The organism is Marinilactibacillus piezotolerans (genome assembly GCF_900114235.1).
In the GTDB taxonomy this organism is placed as follows: Bacteria; Bacillota; Bacilli; order Lactobacillales; family Carnobacteriaceae_A; genus Marinilactibacillus; species Marinilactibacillus piezotolerans.
This window is the reverse complement of the sequence record NZ_FOSJ01000010.1, coordinates 1-12,090: the sequence shown is the minus strand read 5'-3', so window position 1 is coordinate 12,090 and position 12,090 is coordinate 1. Positions and strand designations below refer to the sequence as shown.

The 12,090-nt window shown below is 32.7% G+C and carries 10 protein-coding genes; 2 read left to right on the top strand and 8 right to left on the bottom strand.

Annotated elements, in window-relative coordinates; genetic code table 11:
* Nucleotides 1-770: 770 nt before the first annotated feature.
* The 5 genes from celB to BM212_RS03870 are packed head-to-tail and all read right to left on the bottom strand — an operon-like array spanning nucleotide 771 to nucleotide 5,298.
* Nucleotides 771-2,135: a PTS cellobiose transporter subunit IIC gene (gene celB, locus BM212_RS03890; protein ID WP_072695171.1), complete on the bottom strand. Its 1,365-nt coding sequence runs from the start codon at nucleotides 2,133-2,135 to the stop codon at nucleotides 771-773.
* Nucleotides 2,125-2,628, bottom strand: a complete 504-nt coding sequence (locus BM212_RS03885; RefSeq protein WP_072695172.1) for a hypothetical protein — start codon at nucleotides 2,626-2,628, stop codon at nucleotides 2,125-2,127. Before BM212_RS03885 ends, celB begins: the two co-directional genes overlap by 11 nt.
* A 1-nt stretch (nucleotide 2,629) precedes the next feature.
* Complete coding sequence (locus BM212_RS03880; RefSeq protein ID WP_072695173.1) at nucleotides 2,630-2,953, bottom strand: PTS cellobiose transporter subunit IIA; 324 nt, start codon at nucleotides 2,951-2,953, stop codon at nucleotides 2,630-2,632.
* Between the two features lie 13 nt (nucleotides 2,954-2,966).
* Nucleotides 2,967-4,967, bottom strand: coding sequence for a BglG family transcription antiterminator (locus BM212_RS03875; protein WP_177206300.1), 2,001 nt, complete (start codon nucleotides 4,965-4,967; stop codon nucleotides 2,967-2,969).
* Nucleotides 4,968-4,983: 16 nt separating this feature from the next.
* Complete coding sequence (locus tag BM212_RS03870) at nucleotides 4,984-5,298, bottom strand: PTS cellobiose transporter subunit IIB (RefSeq protein WP_072695175.1); 315 nt, start codon at nucleotides 5,296-5,298, stop codon at nucleotides 4,984-4,986.
* 527 nt (nucleotides 5,299-5,825) lie between these two features.
* On the opposite strand from BM212_RS03870, the gene BM212_RS03865 reads away from it, so the two are divergent.
* The gene (locus BM212_RS03865) at nucleotides 5,826-6,617 is read left to right on the top strand and encodes a cation:proton antiporter (RefSeq protein WP_091896423.1); all 792 of its coding nucleotides are present in this window, start codon (nucleotides 5,826-5,828) and stop codon (nucleotides 6,615-6,617) included.
* Between the two features lie 773 nt (nucleotides 6,618-7,390).
* On the opposite strand, the gene BM212_RS03860 is transcribed toward BM212_RS03865, so the two are convergent.
* Both BM212_RS03860 and BM212_RS03855 read right to left on the bottom strand, forming a co-directional pair.
* Nucleotides 7,391-8,701, bottom strand: coding sequence for a PTS sugar transporter subunit IIC (locus tag BM212_RS03860; RefSeq protein ID WP_091896420.1), 1,311 nt, complete (start codon nucleotides 8,699-8,701; stop codon nucleotides 7,391-7,393).
* Nucleotides 8,702-8,705: 4 nt separating this feature from the next.
* A complete protein-coding gene (locus BM212_RS03855; protein WP_091896417.1) occupies nucleotides 8,706-10,100 on the bottom strand; it encodes a glycoside hydrolase family 1 protein in 1,395 nt (464 codons plus the stop codon).
* A gap of 205 nt (nucleotides 10,101-10,305) precedes the next feature.
* Here BM212_RS03855 and BM212_RS03850 point away from each other — a divergent pair, with 205 nt between their 5' ends.
* A complete protein-coding gene (locus BM212_RS03850; RefSeq protein WP_091896413.1) occupies nucleotides 10,306-11,097 on the top strand; it encodes a MurR/RpiR family transcriptional regulator in 792 nt (263 codons plus the stop codon).
* A 268-nt stretch (nucleotides 11,098-11,365) separates the two neighbouring features.
* On the opposite strand, the gene istB is transcribed toward BM212_RS03850, so the two are convergent.
* A partial coding sequence (gene istB, locus BM212_RS03845; protein WP_143744898.1) for an IS21-like element helper ATPase IstB occupies nucleotides 11,366-12,090 on the bottom strand: 725 nt, incomplete at its 5' end.

Genomic DNA, 12,090 nt, shown 5'->3' with positions numbered 1-12,090 from the left:
AATTATACTCTTCTAAAAACTTAAAAACAATTTTTTGAGAAAATTTCTCGTTTTTAAAATTTTCCAGAAATTTGTTGAAAATAGTTGTCAATATCAGCTTTGGATCACTATGTTTTACATTATTCTAAATTAATTCTTGTATTAGTTTTGGTTCTAGGCTAATCTGTAGTCGTTGCACCATGTTATCAACTTATTTAAGATTATATGTCTCAAGAGAATATTCATTTACCGATAGGTTCCGTGTTGTGCTACTACGATCTCTCCCGATTTCCATATGGATATTGATTTGAATCACCGAATTTTTATGCTTTCTAGTGTCTTGATGTTTTAATAGTTTTATAGAGCTCCAACTATCTATTTCGATGCTTCAAGATGGATTTTTGTATGTGCCTCCTTTAATAAATTTGTTGTTTTAATCGTATGCATATACTGTGTATTGTAAGTTTATTACTTGGACCTGAAGATCTGTTGTTGAAGCTGTTGGAGTTTAGACAATAGATCCCATTAGTAGTCTATTAATGTGTTCCTAAACATCATGAAACAATCCATAAGATTTTTAAAACTTACTTTGCTTTGAGTATTCTCTTGAATCGATATGTAATAACTCCCATATAAAAATTTAAAATAAGATTTATGTTATTTATTCAGCAACAATATTTAGGAACGTATTTTGTATAAAAAATACGTTCCTAAATCACCGCTTTACTGAAGGGATTTAAAGGAACGTATTTTATTACAGTATAGATTTACTCAAACAAGAATTGCAGAATTTAAACTTGCTCTTGCAATGCTTCACCTTGTTCTTGTCTAACTAATTTTTTATCATAAATTTTAATAAATGGATAATAAATTAAGAAAGCTGATGCTGCTGCAACTAAAGCAACAATCGCAGCTAACCAGTCCCCGCCAGTACCAATGAAAGCCCCTATACCAACTGGAGAAGGCCAAGGCATTAATGCTATTATTGGATTAATAATCTCAAAAGAAATAGCAAAATACGCAATTGAAGCACTTACCATTGGAGCTAGAAAGAATGGTATAGCTAAGAATGGATTATAAATTATCGGAAGACCAAATATCAATGGTTCATTAATGTTAAATAAAGCAGGTACCATTGCAGCTTTGCCAATTGCTTGTAACTGTTTTGATTTAGCTAAAAATGCTATAAAGAAAGTCATAAGCAAAGTTGCTCCAGATCCTCCCACTGTTACAAAAGCGTTATTAAATTCTCCTGCTAATGGAATATTTGCTCCTGCTGCATTAGCTGCTAAGTTTGCTAGTGTAATAGGCGTAATCAATGCAAATATAATGTTTGCACCATGTATACCGACTAGCCATAAAGCATGGACCAAGAAATAAATAACCATGACTCCAATCCATGTGTTTGTCAACTCAGTTACAAATCCAAACGGAACTTGAATCATACGGAAAATATCAGTATTGAAAACTACTAAAATACCATTCATAATAAGTACAACAAAAGCCACTAAAAATGCTGGAATCAGCGCTGTAAATGCTCTAGAAACACCAGCCGGCACTTCAGCAGGAAGCTTAATAATCAATTTTTTAACTACACACAATTTATATAAATTGACAGCAATAATTGCCATTACAATCCCAACAAATATTCCTGTGGTTCCTAATCTTTCAACACCATCAGCACCTATCCGCCAGCCACCTACTACATTTACTTCTTCTGTCAACTCAGTCACACGATTCACTACACCGTTGTCGAATAGTAACTCTGGAATAGTCATAAAGAAAGCAAACATTGACAGTAATGCACCGTTTAAGCCGCTTATTTCTAACTCATCTTCTTCGGAAATGATTTGAGCATATTCATAGCCAAGGCTTACATTGAAATATAATGCAAGTAATCCCATTGTCGTTGCATTAGCTAGCATATATAAATCACTAAACCTAAAAAATGTATCGTTAAAGAAATTTTCTAAAAATGGAAATGTTAAAGGAAGTACATTAAATACTAAGAACATTGATCCTACTATAGTAAATGGAATAGTAGCCATACCAGCACCCATTATACCTCTTACAACTTTTAGTTGAGCTATCTTTCCTAATGGGCCCATTAAATACTTTTCCATCAAATCAAAAAATTTATTATTTTCATTTTCCATGTGTTTCACTCACCTTCAATGAATTTTTGAAATTGACATACGTTTTATATCCACTATCTTTATTAAATCTTAAAGCATTTATTTTTCTTAAACAAAATGCACTAACTATTGATCCTAATATTAAAACGCCTAATATGCCCGTAATACCATATGAATTGAAATTTAAAAAGGGATATACAGTACTAAATACACGAGAATTTATTGTGGATCCCATTAACAAAAAATTTATAAGCAATTGTAAAGAAAAGAATATTTTCGTATTTTTAAGCATTATTTGATGTTTATTACTATTGTATGCTTTCAAGAACTCTTGTATGGGAAAAATTGCACTAATAATCATTGATAGAGGTACTAATATGGCAATATTTATGCTTGGTAGCATAAGTATCAACCAATTTAAGTTTGTAAAGAAAAATAATGCTAAAGAATACCTCAGAAATATGAAGCGATTATACCGCATGTTCTTCAAAGCAGTTTTTCTCCTCAAATCCATTTTATTCCTCCTTCTCCATTTTCTGATACATCACAAGCATTTCTATTGCTACCTCTCTTATAGTCATTGTAGTCATTAGATGATCTTGTGCATGAACCATTATTACGTCCATAATAATTTCTGTGCCATTAGCATAATCATGCAACAATTTAGTCTGTACATTATGAGCTTTTATTAAACTATCATTTGCTTCTTCCAGCTTCTCTTCTGCTTCTTGTAATTTATTTTCACGCATCGCTTTAAACCCTTCATGGACAAGTGTTCGTGCGTTTCCACTATCTAATATAATTTTAAATGCAATTTCTTGGATTTCAGCCGACTCCATTTTCCTATCCCCTTCATCGCGTTAATAATTTTGTTAATTTATTTATGAATTCTTCATAATTGTTTACTTTTACAATTTCATCAAGATACTCATCTTTTTCAATGATTGGCAGAAGAGCTTTGCTTACTTCATCTATTTGATTATTTCCAAATCTATCTGGAATCATCAGTATAGTTAATTTAATATCCTTACTAGCCTCATCCCAAGCAATTCCTCTAGGTGTAATCAGTATGCCAACTCTTGGAATATTTCCAACTCCTTCAATAGGATGTGGTACAGCAATATGCTTTGAAAACACAACACTACTGAAATTTTCTCTTAACTTTAATTGGTTCATCAGAAAATGTTTAATAATACTAGTATCTAATTGGATGCTTTTATCAGCCAGAAGATTTAAAGCTTCATTTTTAGTTACAATTGTATTTGAAAGAAGAAACAAATCAGGATGGAAATATTTATTAATCAATTGAGTTACTTGATTTTCTTTTATTTTATAGTCTGTTTTTGGCTTTTGAATCGAAGCTACTCTAGTACCTAAAAATTGGTTAATTAATTTAATATCTTCTTCATTTAGCAAGACACTGACATTCACTACTGGAATATTAAAGACAACATTGGAGAGATCAATAGAAGAAACAATTAAATCAATATCTTGCAATACTTCATCTGTAATTTCGTAATAACTGATTACCTTTACTATATTTAATTTTGACCCTAATTCATTCTCTAGACGAACTTTTAGCATTTGTGAACTACCTAACCCAGTAGCACATATCACTAATGTATTCTTCTTTTCACTTTTGATCTTTCTTTCTAGAGCAGCAATTATATGCAATGAGATATATGCCCACTCATCATTTGTAACGCCAAAATTTTTTAACTGTTCCATTTTAGAAAAATATTTTTTAGTTAATTCAAACTCATACCTATAATTGAAGAGAATTTCTTTAAGCAATGGATTCGAAAGTTTATTATTATTTCTCATTCTGTCAATAAATGGCGAAAAATGATCAATTAAACCGTTTAACAAAATAGGGTCTTTAGAAAGCAGAACTCCAGAATCCCATTCTATTTCTTCAAGTACTTTAGTTATTGCTTCTCTTAGACATTTTGTTTCCTCATCTACAATCGTAAAAGAACTTTTGGAGCTTTTATTTTTCAAATGAAGTGCTATGTTATATATTTCTTCATCAGGCAAATGGATATCCGAACTTTTCCTCAAACGATTTACAATTTTTTCAGCTGTAAAAACTTCCTGTGTATAGTCCTCCTTATTAAAATACTGATTAAATTTGATTTGATATCCTTCTTCCACTCTTTTCAAAGCTAGAGATATATGTGTAACGATGTTTAACATTACAGTATCGTTCAATTTTAATCCCACATTCCTGCATTCATCTAGTACAATAAGTAATATTTCTTCTGGACTAATAACAGTTAGCAATTTTGATATTTCACCGAGACTCTTTAAATTATTTTGTAGTCTTTCAACAAAGAAATAATTCATTATAAAATGCCTTTTGTCCCGTTCATTCCCCTCGACCGACAATCCATTTATTTTGCTGGTTCTTAAAGATAAATCATACTGCTTTAACTTTTTATTTATAGACTGGATATCATTCAACAGAGTGGACTGTGATACTGCTAAATCAAGCATGACGTTATCGAAGAATATTTCTTTATTATCAAAAAATATCTTTCTTAAAATAAAATATTGACGATCTTTTGAGTCTTCAATATGCCTTATGTTACTTTTTTCAAGTTGTTCTTTTTTGTTACTCTGGAAATAGATTCTAAATTTTTCTTCATCTCGAATAACTATCTTAAATCCATGGCCAGGAGTTGAGGTAATACAAGCTAGATCGTCATCAATAGCCTGTATAAGCTGATTAATATATTTACGAGCAGTTTTCTCTGTAACTCCGAGATTTTTTGCAACTTTCTTGCTTGTAAGATATTTATTCTGATTGTTGTAAAAATATTCTAAAATCAAAATCTCTTTATGATTTAACACATTCATCGGATCCTTTTTAGATATTATTTTCAACTAATTTAGCCATTTTTTCAATCCCCATTGGAATTGGAACATATGCTTGGGGTGGAATATTAACAATTGGTTTTCCTTTCTTATTAGCTGCTTTCTCTAAACTGCTAAAATACATTTTTGTCTGAGGACTAACTAAATATAAATCAAATTCATCTTTCTCAATCATTTTGGCTCCCTGTGATTGACTCGTAGCATCAAGCTCTATATCTTTTCCTTTTCCTTGAAGATAATCCGTTGTTTTCTTTGCAATAAGTGACGAGGACATTCCGCCTGCACAAATAATTAAAGCTCTTTTCACTTTTAATTCCTCCTTTTATTTTGTATCTTAACTATATAATAAAGCGATTCCACAATATATATAAACAAGTTCCGTTTCGTAAAGGTCATTCATTGTAATCGCTTACTATATTTGTAAATGAATATTTATCCTCACCATTCACTACACCATGTCCCCAAACTGAAATCATGTACAAATGAGTCAACAAAGTTATAAGTTTCTACACATATCGCGTTCACCTCTGATAATAGTCTGGGTCTCTGATTAAATAGCGGTATAATCAATATACAAATTTCTTTTTTTCTGAGAATAATTCATATTTATTATTATTCGTTTAAAGTTTTCTTGGTTATTTAATTATGAATATACTTTCTCTGAATAGTTATCGAAATGGTTTTATAATGGGATCGTAGTAACTTTTCTTAGAAGTGTCTAGTCTGAAAGTAGAAATTAAATAATTGCAATAAGCTACATTTTTAACTCCTATCCTTTTCTTTGTTATACTATTTTAATAGAGAATTCATATTTAGAGAGAAAGGGGTATTAATGTGACAATATTGCATCAGCTGATGATTCTTCTGCTAGTGAGTATTGTAGTTCGTATGCTTGATATTAAGCAGAAGTATTTTCCTGTACTTGTTGTTCTAGCACTTATTGGTATAGGACTGTCGTTTATCCCTATATTTTCAGATTTTTCTGTGGCAAGCGATGTTTTATATGAAGTTTTCATTCCAGGATTACTGTTTGTCTCAGCATATCAGTTTTCTGCAAAAGCTTTTAAAAGTAATGCTCCTGTCATTATGACACTGGCTACTGTTGGTATGCTAGGTACTGTGTTTCTTTTAGGCATAGGGATCTACTATACTTCTGCATTAATTCATCCTTTGGCATGGAACATCTCATTGTTACTAGCAGCTATATTGGTTCCTACAGATCCAGTTTCTGTTGTAAATATTCTAAAGCAAAGCAATGGTGTGGATGAGATTGCAAATATTGTAGAAGGGGAATCAATGTTAAATGACGGAACGAGCATTGTCATGTTTACGATTGTCTTATCGATGGTCGAAACCGGTGGTGGTTTTTCAATTCTTCATTTTCTACAGGAATTCATGATTGTTTCAGCGGGAGGTGTTGGCGTAGGTTTAATCACAGGTTGGATTCTCAGAAAACTTCTACGTTTCACTTCTCACCCAGATTATCTGGTAATGTTAAGTGTGTTAACAGCATATGGAAGCTTCCTGCTTGCTGAATACTTTGGCTTTTCTGGGGTGCTAGCAACCGTTATTTCGGGGATCGTACTTTCTTTTGCATTTGTAAAAAAAGAAACTGAGATAAAATAGAAACTAGAAACCATTTAAATATATTCTGGAATATCCTTAACCCCATTCTAACTTCCATTCTTTTTCTACTCATTGGTATACAGGCCATACCCTATTTAAAATTTAATCAATGGCCCCTAGCTTTCATGGTATTTTTATTATCTGTGCTTGCAAGAACAATTATTGTCTTTTCCCTTATGTCCATTTTTCCAAATTGGAGAAAAACATTATTTCGAAACATTCTTTTAAATTTCTTGCTCTTATCATGGGCAGGCATTAAAGGATCCATGTCGATCGTCTTACTACTATGGACGGTAAACAGTTCAGTAGGTAATCAAAATTTGGTCATCTCTATTGCATTTTCAGCTATTCTAATCTCATTCGTCCTTCAAAGTATGGGTGTTTATCCTTTAACGAAATTATTGAAGAAGGTTGAATCTAAGTAATGTATTGACAATAGAGTGATCCACATATCCATAAAGATAAAGTTAGCATATAAATATTTAATACCCAAAATTTTGTGTACAAATAATTTTAAATACCGCCCAGTCAAGGCTCAGTTACCTTGCGCTTGGGCGGTATTTTCTTTTCTGGCTGGTTTTGTCCCAGCCTCTATCATTTGATTATTTTCTATTTACTTACAATTCATTTAAAACTTTATAAAGCGACATTCTTTTTTTATTGACATAACGATTCAACAAAAACAACAGACACGAGTTGGCTATTTTTTTCCAGTTCATTTGTAGATATTTTATAAATAAACTCCGTGTTTTTCTTCTTAAATCATAATTCAATTACAGATCTTGTTCCAGTTCTGCCTGTCTCATTAATACTCGCTCGCTGATTTTCAAGAATGGAAGATAAATTATGACTCCCAGTGCTATTAGAATAATTTGGAGTACCGATGCTCTCCAATCTCCTCCCGTTGCCAGCCATCCGCTTATAACAGGCGGAGTCACCCAAGGTATATACACAACTGTTTTACTTACCAAACCAGCCGCAGTAGCCAGATAAGCTATAATGGTTTGAATAATTGGAAGCAAAACAAATGGAATAATCATTGGTAAATTGAATACAATCGGCATACCAAATATTAAAGGTTCATTGATTTCGAAAATACCTGGTGCTGCTGATAAATTTGCAATTTGTCTATAAGCTTTTACTTTTGAAAATATGAGGATGGCAATAATTAAGGAAATAGTTGCGCCTGTTCCGCCCATTTGAGCAAATGCAGTTTGAAAGCTGATTGTTAAAATATGCGGTATATCTGCACCCTCGGCAAAAGCTACTGAATTTTCATTAATATTTTGTGTCATGAACGGTTCTGTAAATGGTCCATTAATGACAGATTGATGAATGCCTAATCCAAAGAATAAGTTTCCTAAGCTATAAAGGAACAAATAACCCACTAGACTTGTTCCAACTGCTCTTAAAGGTTCTTGTATAACCGTTACAATTAAAGAAATTAAATCAGTTCCCAATGTAATCATCAATAGCAAAGATAATCCAGAGAATAATGATACCGTTATGATAGCTGGAATCATAACATTAAAAGATCTCGAAACTGCTGGTGGAACTTTTTCTCCTAGATTAATTTTTAAAATATCAAATTTATTAAGCGCAATCAATAATTCAGTAGCTACTAAACCAATAACAATACCGGCAAACATTGTTCCAGTTCCTAAATTAGCAAAACTTAGTACATTATCTACTAGAACTTCTTCACCTGTGGTAGTAGTGGTCATCAGTTGTAGTGGCATCATTGTGATATATGTTGCTATGGCAATAATTGCTGCTGAAATAGGATTACTAAACCCTTTGTTTTTTGATAGAAAATAAGCTATAGCAGGACATAACAGCAAACCAGCACTATTCAACGTTCCTCGAATAATACTTGTTCCAAACTGTTCTGCTGTTTCCAGCATTTGATCAGAAAAGATCCATGGAAAAACAACAGAATTAATCAGAACTGCTAATCCAGCTAAAACAAACAACGGAATGATCGTTGCAAAAGCATCCCGCAAAGATCTTAAATGAACTTGATTTCCTATTTTAGTTGCAATTTCAACAAACTTATTCATCATTCTTTCATTTTTATCTGACATATGATCATTCCTCTCTGCTTACCATGCTAGACAAATTTTCTCCATTTGTACGAATGACTCTTTTTAACCATTGATAACTTTTTTTCGGAACACGTGCTAAGTCTTTTAAATCATGATTTTCCCTATTTACATACACAACACCATATCTTTTACGCATATCTCCTTTTGAACTAAGAATATCAATAAGACCCCATCCAAGATATCCTATTACATCTACACCATCTTTTTCTACTGCATTTTTCATTTCTTGTATATGATCTCTATGATATTCAATACGATAATCATCTTCTATTGAGTTTTTTCCATCCCATTCTTCAATAACTCCAATTCCGTTTTCAATCGGGAAAACTGGTAAATGATATCTAGCATATAATTTATTTAATATATTTCTAAAACCTAGTGGATCAATTTGCCAATTCCATTCAGTGGAATCTATATATGGATTATCAACTTTTCCAAATTCTAAATATTCAGCAGGGAATGTTCCTTTTGGAATTTTCTTATGATCAATAACGTTAGTTGCATAATAACTAAACGTTAAATAGTCACTTGTTAATTTACTGAGCTCATTTAATTCTTCTTCTTCGATTTTCAATTCAATATTATGTTCTTTAAGCAGTGACCAAAATGAATCCAAATAGCGACCATGTACAAATGCTTCTAATAAATTATTGTTAATCTGCTCATCAAATTCTCTTGCTCTAAACACATCTTTTGGATGACAAGTTGCCGGATATATTTCCTGATAAGCAAGCATCCCACTTATTTGGCAGTCGGTATTCTCATGTATATAATTCGCCACATAGGTGTGTGCCATCATAATATTGTGTTGGATCTGATAGGCTTCGTTTATACTTTTTCCCCCTGTCATATATCCAGAAGATTCAAAAACTTCAGGTATTAAACAGAATGCATTTTGTTCGTTAAACGTAATCCAATGCTTCACTTTATGGCCGAATCTCTTAATCATTTCAATTCCATATCGACTAAAAGCGCTAACAACTTCTTTCGATAAAAACCCATTGTACTTTTCTGCTAAATGCAAAGGCATATCAAAATGATATAAACAAATCATTGGTTCAATCCCTCTAGAAATCAAGGAGTCAATGAATCGATCGTAAAATTCAATCCCAGCTTCATTAAACGCTCCATCTCCAGTAGGATTTACTCTGCTCCACGAAATTTGGAAACGATACATATTCATTCCAAGGTCTTGCATATAGTCAAAGTCTTCTTCATATCTATGATAAGAGTCAGTTGCAACTTTCCAGTCAGAAGAAAATTCAGTCGCTTCTTTAATATCGTATACTGATTTACCTTTTCCCTCTGCATTCCAAGCTCCTTCTGTTTGCATACTTGAAACTGAATTTCCCCAATAAAAATTTTCCCTAAATGTCATTTGCTCTCATCCCTTTCCTATTTGATAGTCCAAGTATAGCAACAACACTAAGCCAGATGGGCTCTCGTTAAGAGAACGGTTTCATCTTTTGAAACTAGTTTTAAGAATTGAAATTATGACCATTATGGATTTATAAAACTAATTGGTATAATAAGAAAAAGGGTAGAAATAATATTGCATTATTTCACGAGAAAGTAGTGGTTATATGAGCGCCGGGTTAGTATTAACGCTTCAAAACATCATCAATCAATCTCCAACATATACAGAAATTGATATCGTCATTGCACGTTATTTATTAAAACATTTATATAAAGAAAATCTTTCAATAAATGATATTGCCAGTGAGTGTCATATATCGAAAGCAAGCGTCACTCGATTTTCTCAAAACTTAGGATATGCCGGATTTAATGATTTAAAAAAAGATTATCAGTTAACCTATATCGAACTTGACGAAATGAAAATTGATTTAGATGCAATTACTAATAAACAAGTAAGTCCTTTACAAAAAAATATCCTTTCAGAATTTCAAAATTCAGTGACTGACTTAGCAGCTTATGCAGAAAAACTGGATTTAAAAGAATTTGAGAATTTATCTGAATTAATTCATGATGCTTCAAATGTTCATCTTTATGCAACATTGATACCAGGAAATATGGCTGAAATCCTACAGCATATGTTATTGACTGCTGGAAAGTTTGTTGAATACTATCCTCAACTTAATAATCAATTAATTGCTGCTGATAACCTTAAAGAAAATGACTTAGCTATTTTCATATCACTTGAAGGATCCTATGTTATGCAAAAAGATTTAACTTTGAAAATAACCAGGTCAAAAGCTACTACTGTGCTGTTAACTCATAATCCAGAAATGAAGCTTTCAACTGTTTTCGATCACGTCATCCACCTTGGCGACCATGGAGCAGAACGAGGTGGCAAATACAAATTATTAATGTTTATAGAGTTCTTAGCGCATTGTTACTTTAATAAATATGTTTAATTTTGAATTAACAGGCGTGAGGGAGAAGTCGAGACACAACTAGTACAAAAAAATACCGTCAAGCCAAGGTAGTTTAACCTTGATTTAGCGGTATTTAAATTTACTGAATATTGCGGACAGATTGAGCCGCGTATGCGGAGTTTAGAGCCAGTCAGTGCGGGAAATAAATCCACTTAATGCGGAGAAGAAAAGGCCACTGACATGTAATTGTCAGTGGCCGGATTCCATTTATCTAGAGTTTTTCAATTATGGTTACTGACTTGCTCTATTATCTTACACCCTTCAGTCCATGTCTTTCACGCATAGAAACTTCACCATCAATCAAAACAGTGTAAGAATCATGTACGATACGGTCAAGAATTGCGTCAGCTACTAGCGCTTCCCCAAGTTTCTCATACCATCCTTCAGGTGCTGTCTGTGAACAGAAGATGGTTGAAGATGTCTTCAACCGAGATTCGATAATCTCAAATAATGTTAGGGTATGTTCCTCGGGTAAGGTGGTTAGTAGCCATTCATCAATGATGAGTAAGTCAACTTTTTTATACTTCTTTATCAACCGGCGAAAGCTACCGTCTGCTTCATTTCTTGCTGAAATGAACTCATCTAATAATTCTGGTAGGCGAACATATTTCACTTTATACTGTTGTCTACAGGCTTGAACGCCGAAGGCATTTGATAACCAAGTCTTACCGTTTCCAGATGCTCCCATTAATATGATATTTAAATGTTTTTGAATATAGTTGCCTGCGGCCAATTCGAGAATAAGGTGTTTATCCAAATGCCGGTCAGGATGATATTCAATATCTTCAATTGCTGCGGACGGTTCATTGAACTGGGCTTGATTAATCAATCGCTGTAGTTTGCTTGTCTGACGACGAGAATACTCATGATCTACAAGTAGATTAAAGCGTTCTTCGAACGTCATATCCTGATAATCGTGATTGTTCATCTGCTCTTTATACGAATCGGCCATTGCACTCATTTTCATGTCTG